The following is a 23,242-nucleotide window of genomic DNA, read 5'->3' as shown; positions in this document are numbered from 1 at the left end:
TCCGCATGTCCACCCTCGCCCTTCTGCTGCTTGCAGCAGCCCCCGCGTCGGCGAACATCCCTGGCGCCGACGCGGGGAATTGCGCGACCAGCCTGATCGGGACGCCGCTGACGATCCCGAAATATTCGGCCGCGACGCAAAAGATGCTCAACGAGGATATCGCGATTGCCGAAGCCGCGCTGCGCATCGCCCCCGATCGCGAGGACAGCCATATATGGTACGGCCGCCGGCTCGACTATGCCGGGCGCATCTGCAACGCGGTCGATGCCTTCAGCGCCGGGATCAAGCAATTCCCGGACAGCTACAAACTTTACCGCTTCCGCGCCCGCGACCTCACCCGCGCGCGCAAATTCAAGGAAGCGCTCGCCGACTATGAAAAGGCGCTCGAACTGATGGGCGACACGCCCGACAGCTTCGAGCCCGACGGCATGCCGAACCCGATCGGTCTCACCATCAGCACGTACCGCGGCAACATCGTCTATTATCACGCGCAAACGAGCTTCGCGACGGGCGACTATCCGACGATGGTGACGGGCATGGCGAAATCGCTCGAACTGTCGGCCGATTTCGCACGCGACGACATGCGCGTGCCGACCGCCTACTGGACCTATCTCGCCTATCGCAAGATGGGCCAGCACGACAAGGCGCGCGCCGCGATCGACGCGATCGAGCCGGGGCTCAAGCTGATTGAGAATTTCACTTATTATCAGGCGGTCCAGATCATGCAGGGCCGGCTCGATCCCGCGAGCGTCAAGGACACGCGCGACAGCACGATCAAATTCGCTATCGCGATGGAACGCCGGTTCGCCGGTGACGAGACGGGCGCGAAGGCGCTGCTGACCGAGATCGTCCGCGAAAACCCACAGGGTCACTGGCCGTCGGAAGCCGAACTCGCGAGCCCCGGACGAAAGGGCTATTGATTCGAGCCCGCCAACGGGATCGCCATATTAGCTACCGTTGGCGGCGCTCGCCACTTCGCGCTCCGCCTGCACGAAGCCATAGGCCGGCACGATCGCATCCTGCCGCTCGACAACGCTCGACCAGCGATCCGTCAGCTGACGGCCGGCATCCGCGTCGCGGCCGAAGAATGCGCCGCCCGACAAGGTGATTTCGGCGCTCGCAAAATGACCTGCGCCTGCACAAAGAATGGCACGCGTCGGCGCCGCGTCGCCGACCAGCGCCAGCAGCCCCGGGCTGACGAGTGCGGGATCGAGCGCGGTCAGGCTTTCCTCCGACAGAACGCCGTGCGTCATCTGCGTCGCGGCCGTCGGAGCGAGGCTGTTGACGCGGATGCCGTATTTCTCGCCCTCGATCGCCAGCGTCTGCATCAGCCCGACGAGCGCCATCTTGGCGGCGCCATAATTGGCCTGCCCGAAATTGCCCCAAAGCCCCGACGATGAGGTCGTCATCACGATGCGGCCATATTGCTGCGCGCGCATCGCCTCCCACACCGCCTTGCAGCAGATCGCGGCGCCCATCAGGTGGACGTCGACGACCAGACGGAAATCGTCGATGCTCATCTTCGCAAAGCTTTTGTCGCGCAATATGCCCGCGTTGTTGACGAGGATATCGATGCGCCCCCACGCATCCAGCGTATCGCGAACCATCGCCTCGACTGCTGTCTCGTCGGTCACCGAAGCGACGATCGCCAGCGCCTCGCCGCCATTCGCCACGATCTCCGATACGACCTGCTCGGCGGCGGGCAGCGCGAGGTCGTTGACCACGACGCGCGCGCCCTGACTTGCGAGGTAGAGGGCATGCGCGCGGCCGAGTCCGCCTCCGGCGCCGGTGACGATCGCGACCCGGCCCTGCAACGGCAAAATATCATGTCCCATGTGGATCTCCATTCACTCTCTAGTGAGTTAACATAATGAACAAGCCGGGACGCGGCAGCATCCGCGTCTTTCGTTCAGGCCTTGGCGCTGCAGATTTGCCGGAAGCCGGCGGCCATAAACGACGCCATGCGGGCCTTGATGGCTTCGAAATCCTCGGACTTGCAGACCCCGCCCGAAAGCTTGTCGATGCGGCCGGTACGCGCGAGCGTGACCATCAGCGCGCCCGTGACGAAATGATAACCCCAGAAGATATCCTCTTCGGCGCAGTCGGGCATCGCCCTTTTCAGAAGCTCGATCAGGCGGAGGACCACCGGATCGAAATGGCTGTCCATCAGTTCGGCGCCCCATTCGGGCGTGTTCGCGACCTGCGCGCCGAGCGCGCCGTAATTCTTCCAGCCGTCGCCGCCGTGGATATAGAGATCGAGGTCGGTGTCGAGAAAGGCGTGCAGTGCGCCTTCGATCGTCGGCTTGCCGCTGCTCGCACGATCATATTCGTCGAGCGCCTGCATCCGCTTCGTACTCGTCACCACCGCCCGCCGTGCGAACACGGCATCGAACAGCTTCTTCTTGTCCTCGAAATAATAGTTGAGCAGCGTGTGGTGCACACCGACGCGCTTCGCGACGTCCTTCAGCGTGACGCCGTGCAGGCCGTGCCGCGAAAACAGCAACTCTGCCTCGTCGAGGATCTGCTCCATCGTCTCGGCGCGCTGTTCGGCCTTGGTCGACCGCCGACGCGTTTTCGCCTGTTCTGCCACTCGTCCGACTTCCAGTTTCTGTTCCGTCGCCGCCCCTGCCGCGACGCCCCCTTGCCGGTCAACCCGCGCCATGGTCGTTCCGCAAGCGAATCTTATCTATTTTTCCCGTCGGCGCCAGCGGCATGGCGGCAAGGCGCACGACCGCATCGGGAATCCACCAGGGTGCCACCCGGCCCGCAAGCGGCGCGAGGAGGTCGGCATCGCTGATATCCGTGTCTGCGCCAAGCTCGACGAGCAGCACCGGCCGCTCGCCCCATTTGGGATCCTCGCGGCCGATCACCGCGGCGAGCGACACCTGCGGCAGCGCCCCGACGACAGCCTCGATCTCGGCAGGGTTGATCCACTCGCCGCCCGATTTGATCAGATCCTTGGCGCGGCCGGTGATCGACAGATTGCCCCGCGCGTCGATCCGCGCGAGGTCGCCGGTCGCGAACCAGCCGCCATCGTCGGTCGCGGACACTTCCTGTCCCAGATAGCGTTCGACAACGGCCGCGCCGCGGACGCGCAGATGCCCCTCGACCCCGCGCTGTTCGGGCAGCGCCACACCCGCTGCATCGGTGAGCAGCAGGTCAACGCCGATAGCGGGGCGGCCGGACACCGACGCGGTGCGCAGCGGATCATCCGGAGGAGCGATCGTGCCGAGCGGCGACAATTCGGTCATGCCCCAGCTTGTCTGGACAGTGACGCCAAGCCGTCGCTCGATCCGCTCCATCAGCGCCGGCGGCATCGGCGCCCCGCCAACAATGATGCGCTTCAGCGACGGCAGTTCCCCACCCTCGGCTTCGAGATGTTCGACCACGCCGAGCCAGACGGTGGGCACGCCGACACCGACCGTCACATTCTCGGCCGCGATCAGTCGCGCTAGGCTCGCACCGTCCGCCTGTCGGCCCGGGAGCACGAGCTTACCGCCGACGGCGGGGAGCGCGAAGGGAAGACCCCAGGCATTGGCGTGGAACATCGGCACCACGGCGAGCACGGCATCACGATGCGTGAAGGCCATGACATCGGCCTGCAGGGCGCGCAGTGTGTGGAGGAAACTTGCGCGATGCGTGTAGGTCACGCCCTTCGGCGCCCCCGTGGTTCCGGAGGTGAAGCAGAGGCCGGCGGGCGAACGCTCGTCAAAGCCGCCCCATTGGGCGCCCTCCGGTGCGTCGCCGATCAGCCCCTCAAGCTCAAGCAGCGGCGGAGCGGATGCCGGCCAGTCGCCCGCCCGCCCGTCAATGACCAGAACCTGCCCAATCGCCGGTGCACGCTCGACGATCGATCGCGCGAGCGGTAACAGATCGGCGCTGACAATCAGCAGCTTCGCCGCCGATTGCACCGCCATGGCCGCGAGCTGCGGCGCGGTCAGGCGCGGATTGAGGGTGTGACAGACGGCGCCGATGCCCATCGTGGCGTACCATGCCTCGACATGTGCCTGGCTGTTCCATGCGAGCGTCGCGACGCGATCGCCCTCGCCCACCCCGAAACCGGTGAGCAGCGACGATATCGCAAGGCTGCGTTCGCGCAGGGGACCGTAGCCGATGCGCGCCACGCTGCCGTCCTCGCGTGCCGTCACGACCTCGGCATCGCCATGCCAGCGCGCCGCATGATCGAGGAATTTGTCGAGGGTAAGCGGATAATCCTGCATCATACCGTGAATCATGGACAATTTTCGCCCTTCGCGAGCACGGGGGAGACGATACCGCTATTCCAGTTCCAAGGCTGATTGCCTGCGGCGCGGCGGCGGCAGACAGCAGCTTCGTGAAGGGCGTACATTCCAGGCATCAGCCGCGCGCCCGAACGCGGGATGTCGGCAAAGGCCATGAAGGCGGCATCCTTGCCATAAGGACGCCACGCAGCCTGCCCTGCCGCTTCGGGCTGTCCGGTTCTGGCGAAAGACACCCAATAGTCGCCCATCGCGGTGGCAAGGCGGCGCTCGGCCACCGTGTCGGGAATTTTGGGCCAATAGGGCGGCGTATCGCTGGCCGTGCCGAACACGAACGGAATTTCCGCGGCGTGGAAACCGTGCAACCCTGCCTCGCTCGCCGCTGGATAGCCATGGTCGAAAAGATAAAGATACGCAGATTGACCTAGCGCGGTCTGCTTGATCGCCAGCCGTTCCGACGTCCAGCCATAGAGCGCGTCACGCGGCGTCGCGAGGATCGTTTCGGCAAGGTCGCGCGCGGGATAAAGCTTCAGCCATGCGTCGGCGAGGTCGCCATAACGCTGACGGATCGCGACCTCATAGGCTGCGGCATTCGCCGGAACCGGCGGCGCAAGGACACGCAGCGAACGGATTTCGCCGATGTTGAACCCAGCGATCATCGGCACAGCAGCCTGTTCGCCGCGATCGAAGGTGTCGACGAGTTGGCGCGGCAAGACCTTGCCGTCGATCGTTCCCCACGGGAAATAACCCGCCTTCTGCGCGCCCTCCGACACGCTGGTCGCGTCCATCGCGCGGAGCGCCGCCAGATCCGCTGCACCCAAGGCGGCCGCCACGCGCACGCCCGTCGCCTCGGCGGCGGGTTCGCCGTGGCGCTCCTCCTTCAGCGACGGGGTCGAGATCATATAGGCGCTCTGCGCGATCGCCTTGTGAAACAGGCCGCGCGCCTGCGGCGCAGCCATCAGATACATCACGCTGAGCGCGCCCGCGGACTCGCCCGCGATGGTGACATTGCCCGCGTCGCCGCCGAACGCGCCGATGTTCGCCTTGACCCATTCGAGCGCGGCGACCTGATCGAGCAACCCGTAATTGCCCGACACGCCATCGGGCGATTCCGCGCTGAGCGCCGGATGCGCCATGTAGCCGAGCACGCCCAGGCGATAGTTGATCGACACGACGATCGCGCCGCGCGCCGCTAGCTTGGCGCCATCGTACATGCCCTCGTGGCTGTAGCCGGTGGAGAGCGCGCCGCCGTGAATCCAGACGATCACCGGCGCACCCTTCGCATCCTCGGGCGCCCAAATGTTGAGCGTCAGGCAATCCTCGGAAATCTTCGCGGGCGGATTGGCATAGATATGGACCGCGGCAGGGCGCGGCTGGATGCACGCGGCGCCAAAGCTCTGCGCCTTGCGAACGCCCGGCCAGGCGGCCAGCGGCTGCGGCGCCTTCCAGCGCAGCGGCCCGACCGGCGGCTGCGCGAAGGGAATGCCCTTGAAGCTGTGGATTTTTCCGACAGCCTTGCCCTCGACGGCACCGGCTGGAGCCTCGATCACCGGGTTCGCGGCGAAGGCGGGATGTGCCGCCAAAAGTCCGGCGGCCGACAAAGCGGTGCATAGCGTCTTCATGCCTGTGTCTCCTGACGGCGCAGCCGCCGCGCGAGCCAGAGGAACAGCCCGATCGCGATCAGATAAAAGGGAGTCAGCGTGTAGAGCGCCGTCTGCAGACCGTGCAGATCGCCCTGCGCCTTAAACCAGTCGCTCGCAAAGCCGACCCATGTCGGCCCCAACCCCAGCCCGATGAAATTCATGATGAGCAGCAGCAAGGCGCCCGCCAGCACGCGCTGGTTGGGTTTCACTTCCTCCTGCACCAGCGCGACCGAGGCCGAGAGGTAGAAATAGTTGAAGATCATCACGACGGTGAGCAACGCCAGCGCGAGCGGCCATCCCGGCGCCCAGACGAACGCGACATAGAAGGGCATCGCGACAACGAGCGACAGCGCAGGGGCAATCGCATAGCCGGCGCGCGACTTGCGCACCATGCGGTCGATCACCCGGCCCGACACGATCATGCCGCCGCCCATGCCGATGAGCAGCACCAGCGCATACCAGATCGCAACGTCACCCAGTTCCATGCCCTTTTCGCGCATCAGGAACAGCACGGCAAAATTGCCGAGACCATAGGTAACGAACTGCGTCGCGCCGCTGCCAAGCGCCGCCAGCATCAATATCGGGTGCGACAGGAACATGCGGACGGTCGGCCAGAAAGCCGCCTTGTCGTCCGACGCCGGCCCCGCGACATCGGTAGCCCCACGCGCCGGCTCGCGCACCGTCAGCCACACGAGCAGCGCAGTGATGACGCCGATCACGCCCACCGCGATGAACGGAATACGCCAGCCAAAGCTCTCGGCGATCGCCGCGCCAAAGGCGACGCCCGCTGCCGCGCCCAGCGCCGGGCCGAGATTGAAGATGCCGAGCGCCGCGGCGCGCTTCCCCGGCGGATAGGTGTCGGTGATGATCGCATAGGAGGGCGGCACGCCCCCCGCCTCACCGAAGCCGACGACCATGCGCGCGATGGCGAGTTGCGTGTAGTTGGCCGCCATGCCGCACGCGACCGTCGCGCCGCTCCAGATCGCGCAGGCCGCCGACAGCACCCCGACGCGGCTCGTCCGGTCGGCGAACCAGCCGACCGGGATCGCGATGAAGCAATAGAACATCGCGAAATAGAGCCCGCTGATCAGCCCGAGTTGACCGTCAGTGATCTGGAGCGCGTCCTGGATCGGCTTAGCGAGGATCGACAGCAACTGCCGGTCGAGGAAGTTCAGCACATAGACGAAGCATAGCATCCCGAGCACGAAGCCCGGCCGGCCGGCCGGCTTCGTATCCGACACGGACGTGGCGTCGGTCGCCATGATCACAGGCTGTAACCGAGGCGGACACCGAAGGTCCGCGGTCGCATCGTCCCGAAGCGGCTCACGAGGAAGGCTTCGGGATGGATGTAGGTGATCGAATGATCGTCGAAGAGATTTTCGACATAGAGCTGCGCCGACAGATCGCCTTTCTTCAACCCCAAGCTGAGGTTCACATTGCTGTAGGCATCGGTCTTGCCAAAGGTCGAGAGCGGCACGTTCGGCCGTCCCGGCGTGTTCGGGAAGCTGCTGTTATAGGCGCCGATATGCTGGGCATTGGCCGCCAGCATCGCGTCGATGTCGTCCGCAAGCTTGAAGCTGTACGAGATAGAGGCCGAACCCTGGATGCGCGGCGCCGACAGGCGGTGACCGAGCACCGCACCCGAAATCGCAGCTTCCTCCGCCGACAGCTTGGTGATCTTTGCGTCGTTGTACGCGCCGTTAAAACCGATCGCCCAGCCGGTCGCGGGGATCACGCCGATCTCGAACTCGAAACCCTTGCTACGCGCGGCGCCGATGTTCGTCGCGAACTGCACCGAGTCCGACTGGCGGTTCGCCTGTGCCTGAATGTTGCTCCAGTCGATCAGGTAGAAGGCGGCGTTCATCGTGACGCGCCCGTCGAGCCAGCGTGCCTTGGCGCCGACCTCATAGCTTTTGAGATCGTCCGATGAAGCGCCATAGGGAATGGTGAGATCGTTCGGATCGACAAGGCTGGGTGCGCCCGCGCGGGCATTGACGATCGGCGCGCGGAAGCCGGTCGAGAAGGTCGCATAGGTGGTGAGTGCGTCGCTCGGCTTGAAGGTCGCGCTGAATTTCCACGACGGCTTCGACCCTTTCGCCTTCACGCCTTCGGCCGCCGCATAGGGGGTGAAAGTCGTAAAATTCACCGGCAGGCCGAGCAGTGCATAATCATAATAGTTGAAGCCGAACGCGGTCGCCAGATAGCCGCCTGCCTCCGTGAACGCCTGCGCAGAGGTCTCGCCGTAGCGCATCCCGCCGGTCAGCCAGAATTTGTCCGAAAAACGATAGGTCAGCTCACCGAAGCCCGCGAGCTCCTTGCTGAGCGAATGGGTGTAGAGCTTCTGGAAATATTTGTCGGGCAGCCCCGTCATGTTCCGCGCCGCAAGAAAGCCGGGGTTCGAACGATAGAGATAATCGACGTCGCGGCGGCGGTCGAGATAGAAGCCGCCGACGACGAACTGGAACGGACCGTCGAGCGTCGAGGCGAGCCGCGTTTCCTGAACGAACACCTTGTCATAGGCGTCGGCGTCGAGTCCGAAAGCGATCGGCGCGCCGACGAAGGAACCCGGCGCGAAGGTACCGGCAAGATCGACGTAGAAGCGCTGATCGAAATCCGAATAGGTCGACGAGCTGGTGAGCTTCGCAAAATCGAACTCATAGTCGATCGTCGCATTGGCGATGAACTGCTTGCCGGTGAAGCGATCGGGTTCGTCCGAGATCCGCTTGTTGCGACCCAGCGACGGGCTCGTCAGCGAGCTGTCCTTGGGATTGCTATATTCATAGCTGCCGAGCAGCTTGATCGACAGCCGGTCGGTCGGACGCCAGAGCAGCGTCGCACGGCCGCCATAGTCGATCAGCGTGTTCGAATTCTTCACGCCCGTCCCGACATTGTCGAGATAGCCTTCCTCGTCGCGGTAGAAACCGACGACGCGGAGCGCGAGCTTGTCCTCGACTAGCGGCACATTGACCATCGCATTATAGCGCTGACGGATCGAATCCGATCCGGTCAGGCCCAAATCGACGAGAGCTGCTGTATCGAAATCGTTGAGATCGGGGCTTTTCTGCAGGATGCGCATCGCACCAGAGAGCGAGCCCGACCCGAACAATGTCCCCTGCGGCCCGCGCAGGAATTCGACGCGCTCGACATCGAACAAATTGGGATCGACGACGGTGGTGTTGCCGATCGTCGACACCGGAAGCTCGTCGATATAGATGGCGACCGAGCTTTGCAGGTTGGCGTTATAGCCGTTGGTCGCGATGCCGCGCGCGGTGAAATTGTTGAAGTTGGCGGTCGGCTTGTTCAGCACCACGCCCGGCGTCTCGCGCCCGATGCCTTCATATCCGACGATGCCCTTTTCGGTCAGCTCGTCCTGCGAAAAGGCCGAGATGCTGATGGGAACGTCCTGAATACGCTCGGCGCGGCGCGTCGCGGTGACGATGATGTCGTTGCCGTCCTGTGCTTCGTCGGCCTGGGGCGCGGATCCGGCCGCATCTTGCGCAGCGGCGCCCGCCGGAATTGCGAAAAGCGCGCCCGCGCATACGGACGCAAACAGCTGAACCCTCATCTTGCCCTCTCCTAAAAATATCGCCGCTCGGTCGTCGGCATGGTGTGTTCATGGCAGCGGCCTAGGCTTGAGTCAATATTCACTCTCACGTGTGTGAGTAAAATTCCTGATCCGAAAAGAGAAGCTCTGACGCATAGGATAGTCAGCTTTTGCCGATGATCGGGCCCGTAGAAAATTTGAGCGATCCAGACACCGCATTCCGTTATATTGCGCGGCATCTGACAATTGAACGGGAGCAAGGAATATGAGCGATCGCCCGGAGCGCGTTGAAGCCGAAGCCTCCGGCGGATGCCAGTGCGGCGCGGTACGCTGGCATGTGACGGCCGTGCTCGACAGCTCGCATATCTGTCACTGCCGGATGTGCCAGAAAGCGGCGGGCAATTTCTTCATCGCGCTGATCGGTGTCCCGCGCGACGCGATCCGCTGGACGCGCGGTTCGCTGGCCTGGTTCAAAAGCTCCGACAAGGCAGCGCGCGGATTTTGCTCCGGTTGCGGGACGCCGCTCGCCTATGATTATTTCGAGAGCGGGCATATCAATCTGACGACGGGGTCGTTCGATGATCCGGCGCGCTTTCCGCCGCGGGTTCAGTTCGGGATCGAAGGCCAGCTGGAGATGTTCGGCCATCTTCCGATCAAGGGCGAAGGCACGACCGAGGAAACGATGGCCGACTATGTCGGCGCCATCAGCGCGAGCAATCACCAGCATCCAGACCATGATACGGACAGCTGGCCCGCCTGCGGTTAGCCGTGCGGCCAATTTTCGCTAGCGTGCGGCGACCCATCTGTTAGCCCTGTCACCGGGCAGGGGAGCGCTTGAATATGGCGACACAATCGATCACGGGCCGGGCTGACGGAAGACGGGTAACCTGGGTCGTCATCCTGATCGCATTGTCGGTTCTCCTCAACTATGTCGACCGCGGCGCAATCGGGGTCGCCGCGCCGCTGATGAAGGAGGAGTTGGAGCTGTCGGCGACGGGTTTCGGCCTGGCCGTCTCGGCCTTTTTCTGGGTCTATGCTCCCGCCTGCCTGTTCGTCGGCTGGCTGTGCGACCGTTTCTGCGTCTACCGCGTCTTTGCGCTCGGAGTCACAATATGGGCGATCAGCACCGCGCTCACCGGTTTCGCGGGCGGGCTGGTATCGCTCATCATCCTGCGCCTGTTCCTCGGGCTGGGCGAAAGCATCGCCTTTCCGGGCAGCAGCAAGATTTTCGCTGCCGAAGTCCCCGTCGAACGGCGCGGCATCGCGAACGCGTCGGTCTCCGCAGCGATCGCCTTCGGTCCGGCCATCGGCGTACTCACCGGCGGCGCGATCCTCGGCGAATGGGGCTGGCGGCCGGTCTTCTGGATTTTCGGCGCCGTGACGCTGCTGTGGCTCATCCCCTGGCAATTCGCCGCAGCCTCGATGCGCGCCCGCGCAATACAGGTGCCGGCGAGTGAGCGGGTTTCGATCCGCCGTCTGCTCCGCGTGCCCGCGCTGTGGAAGATGAGCATCGTCCACTTCCTGTCGAATTACGGCTTCTACTTCCTGCTCGCCTGGCTGCCGCTCTATCTCGTCAACACGAGCGGCTATTCGATCGGCGAGATGACGGCGTTGACGACGCTGAGCTTCACGACGCAGGGGATCGTCGCGCTCGCCGGCGGCTGGCTGTCCGACCGGATGGTCGCGAAAGGCGCCAATGAAGGCGAGGTTCGCCGCTGGCTGATGATCGCGGGCCAGCTCGCCATCGGAACGGCGACCGCCGGCATCGCGGTTGCAGACGGCTATGCGATGCTGGCCCTCTGGCTGGCTGTCGCGGGCTTCGGCGCGGGGCTCATCGCGACGAACATCTTCGCCGTCGGCCAGATTTTCGCGGGCCCCCGTGCGGCCGGCAGCTGGATGGGCGTCCAGAATGCGCTCGGCAATATTTCGGGTATCATCGGGCCGATCGTCACGGGCCTGATCGTCGATTATCTCGGCGGTTATGGCTATGCCTTTGCGACCGCGGCCGCGCTGTCGCTGCTCGGCGCGCTGCTGTGGTGGAAACTGATCCCCGAAATCCGCACGCTCGACCTTTAGGCCGCCGCTTCGAGGTCGAGCAGGAACGCCTTCGCCTCCAGTCCGCCGGCGAAACCGGTCAGCTTGCCATTCGATCCAACGACGCGGTGGCATGGCGCGATGATCGAAATCGGGTTGCGCCCGTTGGCGGCGCCGACCGCCCGCGAGGCCCCCGGATTGCCGAGCTGATCGGCGATCTCGCCATAGCTGCGCGTCTCGCCGAACGGGATGGCGAGCAGCGCCGCCCACACGCGCTTCTGGAAATCGGTGCCGGCAAAAGACAAGGGCACATCGAAGCTGCGGCGGTCGCCGGAAAAATATTCGCCCAATTGCCGCTCGGTTTCGACCAGCACCGGGTGATCGGGCTTTTCGCTCAAGACACCAAGCTGGACCCGATCGGGCCGATCATTCTCCCACAAGATGGCGGCGAGGCCGCGCTCATCGGCAACGAGAGTCAGTTCGCCGACCGGCGACCAGATGGTTTTCGAATAATGGGTCACAAGGTTGATCCTCTAATGTCATTCACTGTCGCACTTTGATGCTGAAATTCATATGGCGGAGGCCGCACCGCTGTGCGTCCCGAATCTTGCGCCCAACGTCGATGGAAAGTTTTTGCATGACCCCCACCGCTACCATCCTTCTCCTCGGCTCGGGCGAACTCGGCCGCGAATTCGTTATTTCGGCAAAACGGCTCGGGTGCCGCGTCATCGCATGCGACAGCTATGAAGGCGCGCCGGCGATGCAGGTCGCCGACGGCTTCGAAGTCTTTTCAATGCTCGACGGCGACGCGCTGCGCGCCACGATCGAAAAACATCGCCCCGACCATGTCGTGCCCGAGGTCGAGGCGATCCGTACCGAAGTGCTCGCCGAACTCGAAGCCGAGGGTTTCCATATCGTTCCTTCGGCACGCGCCGCGCAGCTCACGATGAACCGCGACGCGATCCGCGACCTCGCCGCCAGTGAGCTTGGTCTCAAGACATCCACCTTCGAATATGCGACCAGCCGCGAAGAACTTGCTGCGGCGGCCGGGCGCATCGGATTTCCGCTTGTCGTCAAACCCGTCATGTCCTCGTCGGGCAAGGGTCAGAGCACGGTCAGGGATGCGGGCGGCATCGACGCCGCGTGGGATTATGCCGCCGCCGGGATGCGCGGCGACCGGCTGCGCGTGATTGCCGAGGCGTTCATCGATTTCGATTACGAGATCACCTTGCTTACCGTCCGTCACAAGGACGGCGTGAGCTTCTGCCCGCCGATCGGCCACCGTCAGGAACGCGGCGACTATCGCGAAAGCTGGCAACCCGCCGCGATGTCCGCCGCCGCGCTCGCCGCGGCGCAGGACATGGCGACGAAGGTCGTCGATGCCCTCGGCGGCCACGGCATTTTCGGGGTCGAATATTTCGTGAAGGGCGACGAGGTCATCTTCTCCGAACTCTCGCCCCGTCCACACGACACCGGCATGGTGACGCTGATCTCGCAATCGCTGTCCGAGTTCGACCTGCACGCGCGCGCGATCCTGGGTCTGCCGATCCCCGCGATCGCGGTCCCCGACGCGAGCGCGAGCGCCGTGCTGCTCGCCGACCGCGATGCACAGGATTTCGCGATCACCGGCCTTGCCGACGCGCTCGCAGCGCCGACCGACAGAACGTCGGTCGACGCCCGCATCTTCGGCAAACCCGTCACGCGGCCGTACCGCCGAATGGGCGTCGCACTTGCGAAGGTCGCGGGCGGCACGACCGACGACGCGCGTGCCGCAGCAGTCGAGGCCGCCGGAAAGCTGCATATCGACTATCGCGATTGATGCGCTAAGCAGGGGCATGGCCGAGCGACCTGCCCCGCTGACACGCTGGCTCGTAATCGCCGCACTGCTGATATTCGTCATCGGCGTGCCCTTGGCCTTCCGCGACCAGTTCATGGCGGCGAGCGATGCGATCCTCGCCGCCGCCGACGAGCAGCCGGTCGCCGCGGCGGCCTTCATCATCGCCGCGTTGACGCTCGACCTGTTCCTGCCGGTGCCGAACGGCGTGACGAACACGCTAGCCGGCGCGGCCTTCGGCTTTCCAGTCGGCGCGCTCGTGATCTGGCTCGGCCTGATGGGGGCCAGCCTTGCCGGCTATGCCTTCGGCCGATGGGCGGCACGGCCGCTCGCCAAGCGGCTGCTCGGCACGGACGATGTCGAAAAGGCGCACCGCCTCGCCGAGCGTGCCGGACCGATCGCCCTCATCCTCTCGCGACCCGTGCCGGTTCTCGCCGAGGTGATGTCGATCGCTGCGGGCGTCGCGGGCATGTCGTTCGCGCGCTTCGCGCTCGTGATGGCGCTCGCCAACCTCGGCGTCGCGATACTCTTCGCCGCGATCGGCGCGGCCGCGGTCGAGCAAGCCTCCGCCGAATTGCTGATGCTCGGCGCGATCGGCCTGCCGCTCCTCTTCTGGCTAAGCTGGCAAGGTATCGAACGCTGGCGCACACGATGACCAAAGCGGGAACAGTGCCCTAGGCCGCCCGCCCCTCCCCTGCTACATCCGCGCCATGTCGGACAAGAATCATCTCTATTTGGTCGATGGCTCCAGCTACATCTTCCGCGCCTATCACCGCCTGCCGCCGCTGACGAACCCCAAGGGGGTGCCCGTCGGCGCAGTCTATGGCTATACGACAATGCTGTGGAAGCTCGCGAAGGATCTGCACGACGCCGACGGGCCCACCCATTTGGCTGTCATCCTCGACCATAGCAGCCAGTCGTTCCGCAACGAAATTTACGACCAGTATAAGGCGAACCGGCCCGAACCGCCCGAGGATCTGCGCCCGCAATTCCCGCTGATCCGCGACGCGACGCGCGCCTTCTCGCTGCCGTGCATCGAGATGGAGGGCTTCGAGGCTGACGATCTGATCGCCTCCTATGCCGAAGCCGCTGTGCGCGAAGGCTGGGACGTCACCATCGTCAGCAGCGACAAGGATCTGATGCAGCTCATCCGCGAGCCGACCGACGGCTCGCCGCAGGTCGACATGCTCGACACGATGAAGAATGTCCGCCTCGGGCTCGAAGCGGTGAACGAGAAGTTCGGCGTCACCCCCGATCTGGTCGGCGACGTGCTCGCGCTGATGGGCGACAGTGTCGACAATGTTCCCGGCGTGCGCGGGGTCGGGCCGAAGACCGCGACCAAGCTGATCCAGGAATATGGCAACCTCACCGCCGCGCTCGACGGCGCGGAGACGATGAAGGCCAGCAAGCTACGCGAGAACCTCATCGAGCATCGCGCCATGGCCGAACTGTCGCGTGTCCTCGTCGACCTAAAGCGCGACGTCGCGCTGCCCGACGCGCTCGACACGCTCAAGCTCGGCGCGATCCCGCCGCTGCCGCTCAAGACCTTCCTCGACGAGCATGGCTTCCGCTCGCTCTCGGCAAAGCTCGACCTCGGCGCCACACCCGGCGGCCCGCCGACCTTCCCGCGCGCGAACGCAGCGCCGGTTGCCGCGCCCGCCGGGCCGTCGACCCCGACGTTGCCCGCTATGCCACCGATCGACCGGTCGCTCTATGAATGCGTCACCACGGTCGAAGCCCTCGACCGCTGGATCACCGAAGCGCGCGCCGCGCATGTCGTCGCCATCGACACCGAAACTGCGAGCCTCGACAGCGTCACCGGCCGCCTCGTCGGGGTCAGCATGGCGACCGCACCCGGCCGTGCCTGCTACATCCCGCTCGGCCATGGCGGCACCGACATGTTCGCCGAAAAGCCCGAACAGATCGCGATGGACGTCGCGATCGGGCGCCTGCAAGCGCTGTTTGCCGACGATGCGGTGCTGAAGGTCGGGCATAATCTGAAGTACGACATCGGCGTGCTCGCGCAGCATGGCGTCACCGTCGCGCCCTATGACGACACGCTGGTGATGAGCTTCGCGCTCGATGCGGGCAAGCATCAGCATGGGCTCGACGAACTCGCGAAGTTCCACCTCGATCACACCTGCCTGACCTTCAAGGAAATGTGCGGGACGGGCAAATCGCAGATCAGCTTTGCCGAGGTCCAACTCGACCGCGCGACCGAATATGCCGCCGAGGACGCCGACGTCGCGCTGCGCCTCTGGAAGCTGCTGAAGCTGCGCCTGCCGGTCGAGAGCGGGACGCGCATCTACGAAATGGTCGACCGTCCCCTCGCCGCAATCGTCGAAGGAATGGAGCGCGCCGGCATCATGGTCGACCGCGAATATCTCGCCAAATTGTCAGGCGAGTTCGCGACCGAAATGTTGCGCATCGAAGGCGAGGTTCACGAACTGGCCGGCCAGCCCTTCGCAATCGGCAGCCCCAAACAGCTTGGCGAAATCCTGTTCGACAAGCTCGGCCTCAAGGGCGGCCGCAAGGGCAAGTCGGGCGACTGGTCGACCGACCAGAGCGAACTCGAACGGCTCGAACGCGACGGCGTGCCGATCGCGCGCAAGATTTTGGAATGGCGCCAACTCGCCAAGCTGAAATCGACCTATACCGACGCGCTGCAACAGCAGATCAACGGGGTGACCGGCCGCGTCCACACCAGCTACAGTCTCGTCGGAGCGCAGACCGGGCGCCTGTCGTCGACCGATCCGAACCTCCAGAATATCCCGATCCGCACCGAGACCGGCCGCCAGATCCGCGACGCCTTTATCGCCGCGCCCGGCCATGTGCTGATCGCCGCCGACTATAGCCAGATCGAACTGCGGCTCGCTGCGCATATGGCCGACGTGCCGGAACTCAAGGAAGCCTTTGCCCGCGGCGACGACATCCACAGCGCGACCGCGATCGAATTGTTCGGCGAGGTCAACCGCGACACACGCGGGAAGGCGAAGACGGTCAATTTCTCGATCCTCTACGGCATATCGCGCTGGGGTCTTGCAGGGCGACTCGAAGTCACACCTGACGAAGCACAGGCGCTTATCGCGCGCTATTTCGAACGCTTCCCCGGTATCTCGGACTATATCACCGACACGCTCGAGGGCGTCCGCGCCAAAGGCTATACCGAAACGCTGTTCGGCCGCAAAACCTGGTTCCCGCGCATCAAGGCGGCGAACCAGAACGAGCGCGCGGGCAGCGAACGCGCCGCGATCAACGCCCCGATTCAGGGCACGAGCGCGGACCTGATCAAGCGCGCGATGGCGCGGATGCCCAAAGCGCTCGCCGACGCGGGGCTTTCGGACGTCAAAATGCTGCTCCAGGTCCATGACGAACTCGTGTTCGAAGCCCCCGAGGACAAGGCAGAAGCCGCGGGCGCGGTGATCCGCGCGGTGATGTCCGGCGCGGCCGAGCCCGTGCTCAAACTCTCGGTCCCGCTCGAAGTCGAGGTCGGCATCGGCAAGAGCTGGGGCGAAGCGCATTGATCGCCGCGCTGCTGTTCGTCGCGGCGTTCATCGCCGATCCCGTCGGCACGCCCGCTGAAAGCGCGCCCGTTTCGGCGCCCGCACGCCCGTCGCCGATTGCCGATGCCGACATCCGCGAATTCGCGGCGATTGCGGGACGCAAGGTCGTTGGCCGTGCGGTCGGCGGTCCCTATGCCAATGCCGACAAAGTGTTGCTGCTCGCTCGCGACGACAAAGGCTATCCGGTCGTCGCCACCAGCATCGGTTTCCCCGTTCGCCAGTCGCTTCCGGCGCCGCCATCGACCACCCTCGCGGTCATCCGCATTCACCAGCGGTACGAAACGACCATCCCCGGCCCCACCCCCGACGACCTGGCTTTCGTCGCCGCGAACAAGCTCCCCCTTTTCGTGATCGGCGAATGGGCGCGGCCCGCGCCGATGTGGGAAGTCGCGTGGGTCGACGATGCGGTGCGTTACCGCATCATCGGCGAGGTCGGCGAAATCGGTCCCTGGCAGGACTGATTTACCGCACGCGCGCGGCGCACCGCCCCCCGGGCCTTTCGCAAACGCGACTTTGCCTCTATGACGCCGCGATGACATCCGGCTGGCACTTTTGTGACGGCCGGCAACAAAGGGTTCCCATGAGCAAGTTCGAACCCGTCGCCAAGGCGCCGGTCCGCATTCAGCAGAACATCCTCGCGCGCAGCGAACGCCGTCTTCTCAACTGGTTATGCGCGCGCCTTCCTCGCTGGGTGACACCTGACCAGCTCACCACGCTGGGCTTCGCCGGCGCGGTGCTTGTCGCGGCAGGTTACCTGCTCAGCTGGTTCGACAGCGAATGGCTCGGGCTTTCGCTCGTCGGCTATATCGTCAACTGGTTCGGCGATTCGCTTGACGGCAGCCTTGCCCGCTGGCGCGGTATCGAACGTCCCAACTATGGCTATTTCGTCGATCACAGCGTCGATGCGATCGCGACATTGCTGATGATCAGCGCGATCGGGATGAGCCCCTATATGCGGCTCGACGTCGCGCTGATGGCGGTGATCGGCTACTTCCTGCTGTCGATCCACACCTTCATCGCGGCGAAGATTCTGGGCGAATTTCGCCTCTCCTATATGGCCGGCGGCCCGACCGAATTGCGGCTGATGCTGATGGCGATGACGGTCGCGATGCCGATCATCGGTGGCGGCGACATCAGCGGCACCAATTTTTCGGTCTTCGACTTGTTCGCCCTCGTGGTCGCGAGCATATTGGTCACGCTGTTCATCGTCCAGACGTCGACAACCGCACGGATGCTCCGCCGACGCGGGAACTGACGCGCAGGTTCAGCGCCGCTCGCGCGCCTGCGGATAGGTGCCGAGCAAGCGCAGCGACTTGGTCTGGAAGTCGAGTTCCTCGAGCGCGCGGTCGATCCGTTCGTCGCCCGGCGCACCAACGATGTCGCAGTAAAATTGCGTCGCGGCGAAGCTGTCGCCGGTCTGATAGCTTTCCAGCTTGGTCATGTTGACCCCGTTGGTCGCAAAGCCGCCGAGCGCCTTGTAGAGCGCGGCCGGGATATTCTTCACCTCGAACATGAAGGTCGTCATCAGCGGGCCAGTGGTCGCCGCGGCATCTGCCAGCGGTTCGCGCGCAAGGATGACAAAGCGCGTCGTGTTGTGATCGGCGTCTTCCATCCCCGTGCCGTGCAGCGTCAGGCCGTAAAGTTCGGCGGCGTGCGGCGGCGCGAGCGCGGCAAGGCCGACCTCGTCACTGTCGGCGACCCAGGCGGCGGCGCCCGCGGTATCGCTGTGCGCGACCGGCGCGATATTGTTGGTGCGCAGCCAGTGGCGGCACTGCCCCAGCGCCTGTTCGTGGCTCATCGCGCGCGTGACCGGGCCGAGGTCGCGGCTCATCAGGCCGTAACGGATCGGCAGGAAATGCTCGCCGATGATCGACAGACCGGATTCGGGAAGCAGGAAGTGGATGTCGGCGACGCGGCCGTGAAGGCTGTTTTCGATCGGAATGATCGCGCGATCGACGCGGCCGTCGCGCACGGCATCGATCGCATCCTGAAACGCATAGCAGGGCATCGGCAGCGAGTTCGCGTCATATTCGCGCGCGGCGAGGTCGCTGTTCGCGCCCGGCGCGCCCTGAAACGCCAGGCCACGCGCAGGCTCCGCGAGGGCTGCCGCGCGCATTTCGTCGACCAGATGCTGTGCCGAAGCCGAATAACTGCCCATGATTGCCTTCCCACGCTTGAACCGCGGCGCATAGCGACCCCGCTGCGGCCACGCAACCGGCGCGCTCGCCGTTCCCTCACACGATTTCATCCCCTTGCGCCGCCGTCGTCGCGCCAGTAAGGGAGCGTCCAAATCAAATATGCGCCCGGCACACGGGCGTCAGCTAACGGGGCTGCTAGAGCATGGACAATCGCAACAATACTATTGCCGGCTGGGTGCTGTTTGCCGGCATTTGCGCGCTGGGCCTGACCATCGGGTCGAGCATGTTGTTCGCCAGCCACGCACCGGAAAAGCCCGGTTTCCCCATCGAAGACGCCGAAGCGGGCGCCGGTGGCGGCGAATCGGCGGTGCCGCTCGCCAACCTTCTGGCCGCCGCCGATCCGGCGAAGGGCGAAGCCGTTTTCGCGAAATGCGCCGCTTGCCACACGATCAATTCGGGCGGCGCCAACGGCATCGGCCCGAATCTGTTCGGCACGATGGGCGAAGAAATCGGTCATGGTAAGCATGGCTTTGCCTTCTCGGCCGCACTCGCCGGCATGGGCGGCAGCTGGGACTTCGAAAAAATGAACGCGTGGCTGACCAGCCCGCGCAAATTCGCTCCCGGCACGAAAATGTCGTTCGCAGGCCTGTCGAGCCCCGAAGATCGCGCGAACCTGATCGTGTATCTCAACACGCAGGGTTCGAACCTGCCGCTGCCCGCCGCCGAAGCCGCGCCCGCCGCGGCTGCCGAAGGCGCTGCACCGGCTGAAGGTGCAGCCGCCGCCCCGGCAGCCGATGCACCCGCCGCCGCGCCCCCCGCACCGGCCGAAGCCAAGAAATAATGCGCCTCGCGCCCGTCCTGCTGGCGGGCGCGCTGACGCTCACCGGTTGCGGCAAGAGTGAGGCGCCCGCCGAAGCGCCGTCAACGGGCGAGCCAGCGGCCGAAACATCGGCTGTGGAACCCACCGCTGCGATGGGCGAACAGGTTTTCCGGCGCTGCGTCGCGTGTCACACGATCGACAAAGGCGGCACAAACGGCATTGGTCCCAACCTGCATGGCGTCGTCGGGCGTGCGGTCGCGTCGCACGTCGGCTTCTCCTATTCGGGCGCGATGAAGGCCAAGGGCGGGGTCTGGGACAAAGCTGCGCTCGACACCTATCTGGAAGCGCCGATGAAGGCCCTGCCTGGCACGCGCATGGCATTCGCCGGCGTGATCGATGCCGCCGACCGCAAGGCGCTGATCCTCTATCTGGAAGACCAGTCGAAATGATGTGGCCGCCCCCGCTTTCACGGGGGCGAGGCCGGATCAGTGATGGTCGATGTTCGCGTAGAAATCCTGAACGATTTTCCACGCCTCGTCGGCGGTCTCGACGAATTTGAACAGGTCGAGGTCGCGCGCGCTGACGACGCCTTCCTCGACCAGCGCGTCGAAATTAACCACGCGCTGCCAGAACTCCTTGCCGAACAACACGATCGGAATCGGCTTGATCTTACCGGTCTGGATCAGCGTCAGCAGCTCGAACATCTCGTCGAACGTGCCGAAACCGCCAGGGAAGACGCAAACGGCGCGCGCGCGAAGCAGGAAATGCATCTTGCGCAGCGCGAAATAGTGGAACTGGAAACTCAGTGACGGGGTGACGAAGCGATTGGGCGCCTGCTCGTGCGGGAGCACGATGTTGAGGCCGATCGATTCGCGGCCTTCATCGTCAGCGCCGCGGTTCGCCGCTTCCATGATCGACGGACCGCCGCCCGAACAGACGACGAAGTGACGGCAGCCGTTGTCGTCACACGGATATTGGCTCGCGAGCCGTGCGAGTGCGCGCGCCTCGTCATAATATTTCGCCTTCGCCTTCAGGCGGCGGGCGATGTTGCGCTGCGTATCGTCGGTCGCCGCCGCCTCGAGCGCGTCGGCCTGCGACGGTTCGGGAATGCGCGCGGAGCCATAGATGACCAGCGTCGATTCGATCCCCGCCTCGTCGAGAAGCAATTCGGGCTTGAGCAGCTCGAGCTGGAAACGAACGGGACGCAGATCCTCGCGCAGCAGGAAATCCTTGTCCTGGAACGCCAGCTTGTAGGCGGGGTGCGCCGTTTGCGGGGTGGTGGTCGCCTGCTTGGCGAACTGCGCGTCATCCTTGGCTTTGTGGAAACGCGAACGATGGGGTTGTTTATCTTCTGCCATTAACGAGCGGCTACCCGCTTAACGGGACTTTGCCAAGACGGAGGCGCGTTCAGCGGCAGTAGCCGTTACCGCTCATGTCGAAATGGAAATGGTTATAATGCGCCGCATTGTAATCGGGACCGAGCACGGTGCCGAAGCGGCGACAGCCCGACTTGTGGAGCGCACGCAGGAAATCCTGCGACGGCTTGTCGCCCTTCCACCCGCCGTCGAGCATGATGCGGCGCCCGTCAGCGAGCACGAAGCCCGACACGTCGATCGCATTCGAAAAGGCGTGCTGCGACATCCGCCCTGATCGCCCGCCATAAATATTGCGACAGCTATAAGTACCGAAGGTCTCGATCTTTACGACGTCCTGCCCGAAATATTGCCGCGCCGCGGGCTTCACCGCATATTGCGCCCACGCCGCAAAATTCTTCGCGAGTGGACAGGTCATCGCGCCGAGCCCCGACACCGGCGTGCCGATGTCGAGCAGCTTCACCGAATCGATCGAGGTACAGCCGCCGCCATGATCCTGATTCGGTAGCGGCGTAAAACGCACGCCGGCCTGTTTGAGATCGAACGCGCACTGCTGTGCTTCGGCGCTGGTGAAGGAAGGTGTGCCGACGATCTGCGGACGGCTCGGTTTGCTCGTTGTCGACTGCTTGCCCCCGCCACTCTTCATGACCTCGGGCGCGCCGAAACAGGCGGACAGCGCCAGCGCCGCGCTGGCGGCGATCAGGATCCGGGGTTTCAGGAACGTCGGGATCGGCATGCCGTCAAATTACCGACAAAATGGTTAACAAGCTGTATACCTTTTCCTCCACTCGTCGAAAATTTCGCGCGGTCCGTGCAATTTGTTTGACAGTTGCGCGGCCCGCCCTAAACGCGGCGCCGGGCCACGCGGTCCCAACGCCGCGCGAGCTCTCTGCAAGGAGAGACTAAATGACTGAAGTGACGACGCCTGAATTGCGCCCTGCGCGCCCCTATTTTTCTTCCGGACCCTGCGCCAAGCCGCCGGTCTGGTCCCCCGAAAAACTAGCCACCGAATCGCTCGGCCGCTCGCATCGTGCGAAGATCGGCAAGACGCGCCTCGCCTATTGCATCGACCTGATGCGCGAGATGCTGCAGCTTCCCGACACGCACCGCATCGGCATTGTTCCGGGCTCCGACACCGGCGCCTTTGAAATGGCGATGTGGACGATGCTCGGCGCCAAACCCGTCACGACGCTCGCTTGGGAGAGCTTCGGTGAAGGTTGGGTCACCGACGCCGCAAAGCAGCTCAAGCTCGATCCCACCGTCATCCGTGCCGACTACGGCCAGCTTCCCGACCTCAATCAGGTCGACTGGTCGAACGACGTCCTCTTCACCTGGAACGGCACCACCAGCGGCGTCCGCGTTCCGAACGGCGACTGGATCGCCGCCGACCGCGAAGGCCTGAGCTTCGCCGACGCGACCAGCGCGGTGTTCGCCTATGATCTGCCGTGGGACAAGATCGACGTCGCGACCTTCAGCTGGCAGAAAGTGCTCGGCGGCGAAGGCGGTCATGGCGTGCTGATCCTCGGCCCCCGCGCGGTCGAACGGCTCGAGAATTACACTCCCGCCTGGCCGCTGCCGAAGGTGTTCCGCCTCGTCTCGAAGGGCGCGCTCGCCGAGGGCGTGTTCAAGGGCGAGACGATCAATACCCCGTCGATGCTCGCGGTCGAGGACGCGATCTTCGCGCTCGAATGGGCGAAGTCGCTCGGCGGCCTCGACGGCTTGAAAGCGCGCAGCGACGCGAACGCGGCGGCGCTCGACAAGATCGTTGCTGACCGCGAGTGGCTGAGCCACCTCGCCGCCGACCCCGCCAGCCGCTCGAAGACCTCGGTCTGCCTGTCGGTCGCGGGCGCCGACGAGGGCTTCATCAAGAAGTTCGCGGGCCTGCTCGAAGCCGAAGGCGCGGCATATGACATCGCGGGCTATCGCGACGCGCCTCCGGGCCTGCGCATCTGGTGCGGCGCGACCGTCGACACCGCCGATGTCGAAGCGCTCGGGCCGTGGCTCGACTGGGCCTACGCGAGCCTTTCGGCCTGACCTTTGTGTACCCCGGCCCGG

At 64.7% G+C, this 23,242-nt stretch carries 21 protein-coding genes; 11 read left to right on the top strand and 10 right to left on the bottom strand.

Annotation, left to right across the window (positions count from 1 at the left end):
- Positions 1-5: 5 nt before the first annotated feature.
- Complete coding sequence (locus BLW56_RS17660) at positions 6-920, top strand: tetratricopeptide repeat protein (RefSeq protein ID WP_143043501.1); 915 nt, start codon at positions 6-8, stop codon at positions 918-920.
- Between the two features lie 27 nt (positions 921-947).
- Here the strand turns inward: BLW56_RS17660 and BLW56_RS17655 are convergent, their stop codons facing one another.
- The 6 genes from BLW56_RS17655 to BLW56_RS17630 form a co-directional block, all read right to left on the bottom strand.
- Positions 948-1,835, bottom strand: a complete 888-nt coding sequence (locus tag BLW56_RS17655) for an SDR family NAD(P)-dependent oxidoreductase (protein WP_218140551.1) — start codon at positions 1,833-1,835, stop codon at positions 948-950.
- Between the two features lie 74 nt (positions 1,836-1,909).
- Positions 1,910-2,662, bottom strand: coding sequence for a TetR/AcrR family transcriptional regulator (locus BLW56_RS17650; protein ID WP_371262257.1), 753 nt, complete (start codon positions 2,660-2,662; stop codon positions 1,910-1,912).
- On the bottom strand, positions 2,649-4,235 hold the full coding sequence (locus BLW56_RS17645; RefSeq protein WP_093512217.1) for an AMP-binding protein: 1,587 nt from the start codon (positions 4,233-4,235) through the stop codon (positions 2,649-2,651). The genes BLW56_RS17650 and BLW56_RS17645 overlap by 14 nt, the downstream gene beginning before the upstream one ends.
- On the bottom strand, positions 4,232-5,860 hold the full coding sequence (locus BLW56_RS17640; protein WP_093512215.1) for a carboxylesterase/lipase family protein: 1,629 nt from the start codon (positions 5,858-5,860) through the stop codon (positions 4,232-4,234). Before BLW56_RS17640 ends, BLW56_RS17645 begins: the two co-directional genes overlap by 4 nt.
- A complete protein-coding gene (locus BLW56_RS17635) occupies positions 5,857-7,143 on the bottom strand; it encodes a spinster family MFS transporter (protein ID WP_093512213.1) in 1,287 nt (428 codons plus the stop codon). Before BLW56_RS17635 ends, BLW56_RS17640 begins: the two co-directional genes overlap by 4 nt.
- Before the next feature lie 2 nt (positions 7,144-7,145).
- Complete coding sequence (locus BLW56_RS17630) at positions 7,146-9,446, bottom strand: TonB-dependent receptor (RefSeq protein WP_093512212.1); 2,301 nt, start codon at positions 9,444-9,446, stop codon at positions 7,146-7,148.
- Between the two features lie 244 nt (positions 9,447-9,690).
- Here BLW56_RS17630 and BLW56_RS17625 point away from each other — a divergent pair, with 244 nt between their 5' ends.
- Both BLW56_RS17625 and BLW56_RS17620 read left to right on the top strand, forming a co-directional pair.
- Entirely contained in the window at positions 9,691-10,191 is a 501-nt protein-coding gene (locus BLW56_RS17625) for a GFA family protein (protein WP_093512210.1), read from the top strand.
- A 74-nt stretch (positions 10,192-10,265) separates the two neighbouring features.
- Positions 10,266-11,501, top strand: coding sequence for an MFS transporter (locus BLW56_RS17620; RefSeq protein ID WP_093512208.1), 1,236 nt, complete (start codon positions 10,266-10,268; stop codon positions 11,499-11,501).
- On the opposite strand, the gene BLW56_RS17615 is transcribed toward BLW56_RS17620, so the two are convergent.
- Complete coding sequence (locus BLW56_RS17615) at positions 11,498-11,980, bottom strand: methylated-DNA--[protein]-cysteine S-methyltransferase (RefSeq protein ID WP_093512206.1); 483 nt, start codon at positions 11,978-11,980, stop codon at positions 11,498-11,500. The two genes, BLW56_RS17620 and BLW56_RS17615, sit on opposite strands and share 4 nt — an antisense overlap.
- Positions 11,981-12,096: 116 nt before the next feature.
- Here BLW56_RS17615 and purT point away from each other — a divergent pair, with 116 nt between their 5' ends.
- The 5 genes from purT to BLW56_RS17590 all read left to right on the top strand — a co-directional run bounded on the left by purT (position 12,097) and on the right by BLW56_RS17590 (position 18,111).
- A complete protein-coding gene (purT, locus tag BLW56_RS17610) occupies positions 12,097-13,278 on the top strand; it encodes a formate-dependent phosphoribosylglycinamide formyltransferase (protein WP_093512204.1) in 1,182 nt (393 codons plus the stop codon).
- 16 nt (positions 13,279-13,294) lie between these two features.
- Positions 13,295-13,948 carry a TVP38/TMEM64 family protein gene (locus BLW56_RS17605; protein WP_093512202.1) on the top strand — a complete coding sequence of 218 codons (654 nt, stop codon included), beginning with the start codon at positions 13,295-13,297 and terminating at the stop codon, positions 13,946-13,948.
- A 55-nt stretch (positions 13,949-14,003) separates the two neighbouring features.
- On the top strand, positions 14,004-16,817 hold the full coding sequence (polA, locus tag BLW56_RS17600) for a DNA polymerase I (RefSeq protein ID WP_093512200.1): 2,814 nt from the start codon (positions 14,004-14,006) through the stop codon (positions 16,815-16,817).
- Entirely contained in the window at positions 16,814-17,317 is a 504-nt protein-coding gene (locus BLW56_RS17595; protein ID WP_093512198.1) for a hypothetical protein, read from the top strand. Before polA ends, BLW56_RS17595 begins: the two co-directional genes overlap by 4 nt.
- Before the next feature lie 119 nt (positions 17,318-17,436).
- The gene (locus BLW56_RS17590) at positions 17,437-18,111 is read left to right on the top strand and encodes a CDP-alcohol phosphatidyltransferase family protein (protein ID WP_093512196.1); all 675 of its coding nucleotides are present in this window, start codon (positions 17,437-17,439) and stop codon (positions 18,109-18,111) included.
- Between the two features lie 9 nt (positions 18,112-18,120).
- On the opposite strand, the gene BLW56_RS17585 is transcribed toward BLW56_RS17590, so the two are convergent.
- Positions 18,121-19,014 (bottom strand): prephenate dehydratase, encoded by an 894-nt coding sequence (locus BLW56_RS17585; RefSeq protein WP_093512194.1) that lies wholly within the window; start codon positions 19,012-19,014, stop codon positions 18,121-18,123.
- A 182-nt stretch (positions 19,015-19,196) separates the two neighbouring features.
- Here BLW56_RS17585 and BLW56_RS17580 point away from each other — a divergent pair, with 182 nt between their 5' ends.
- Both BLW56_RS17580 and BLW56_RS17575 read left to right on the top strand, forming a co-directional pair.
- Positions 19,197-19,835: a c-type cytochrome gene (locus BLW56_RS17580; RefSeq protein WP_093512192.1), complete on the top strand. Its 639-nt coding sequence runs from the start codon at positions 19,197-19,199 to the stop codon at positions 19,833-19,835.
- Positions 19,835-20,263, top strand: a complete 429-nt coding sequence (locus BLW56_RS17575; protein WP_093512190.1) for a c-type cytochrome — start codon at positions 19,835-19,837, stop codon at positions 20,261-20,263. Before BLW56_RS17580 ends, BLW56_RS17575 begins: the two co-directional genes overlap by 1 nt.
- Positions 20,264-20,299: 36 nt before the next feature.
- Here the strand turns inward: BLW56_RS17575 and BLW56_RS17570 are convergent, their stop codons facing one another.
- Both BLW56_RS17570 and BLW56_RS17565 read right to left on the bottom strand, forming a co-directional pair.
- The gene (locus tag BLW56_RS17570; protein WP_093512188.1) at positions 20,300-21,172 is read right to left on the bottom strand and encodes an LOG family protein; all 873 of its coding nucleotides are present in this window, start codon (positions 21,170-21,172) and stop codon (positions 20,300-20,302) included.
- A 49-nt stretch (positions 21,173-21,221) separates the two neighbouring features.
- The gene (locus BLW56_RS17565; RefSeq protein ID WP_093512186.1) at positions 21,222-21,923 is read right to left on the bottom strand and encodes an extensin family protein; all 702 of its coding nucleotides are present in this window, start codon (positions 21,921-21,923) and stop codon (positions 21,222-21,224) included.
- A 170-nt stretch (positions 21,924-22,093) separates the two neighbouring features.
- On the opposite strand from BLW56_RS17565, the gene BLW56_RS17560 reads away from it, so the two are divergent.
- The gene (locus BLW56_RS17560; protein ID WP_093512184.1) at positions 22,094-23,221 is read left to right on the top strand and encodes a phosphoserine transaminase; all 1,128 of its coding nucleotides are present in this window, start codon (positions 22,094-22,096) and stop codon (positions 23,219-23,221) included.
- Positions 23,222-23,242 lie beyond the last annotated feature (21 nt).

Origin of the sequence: Sphingopyxis sp. YR583 (assembly GCF_900108295.1) — a bacterium.
Taxonomy (GTDB): Bacteria; Pseudomonadota; Alphaproteobacteria; order Sphingomonadales; family Sphingomonadaceae; genus Sphingopyxis.
The sequence above is the reverse complement of the archived record's forward strand: the minus strand, read 5'-3'. Positions and strand labels throughout refer to the sequence as shown.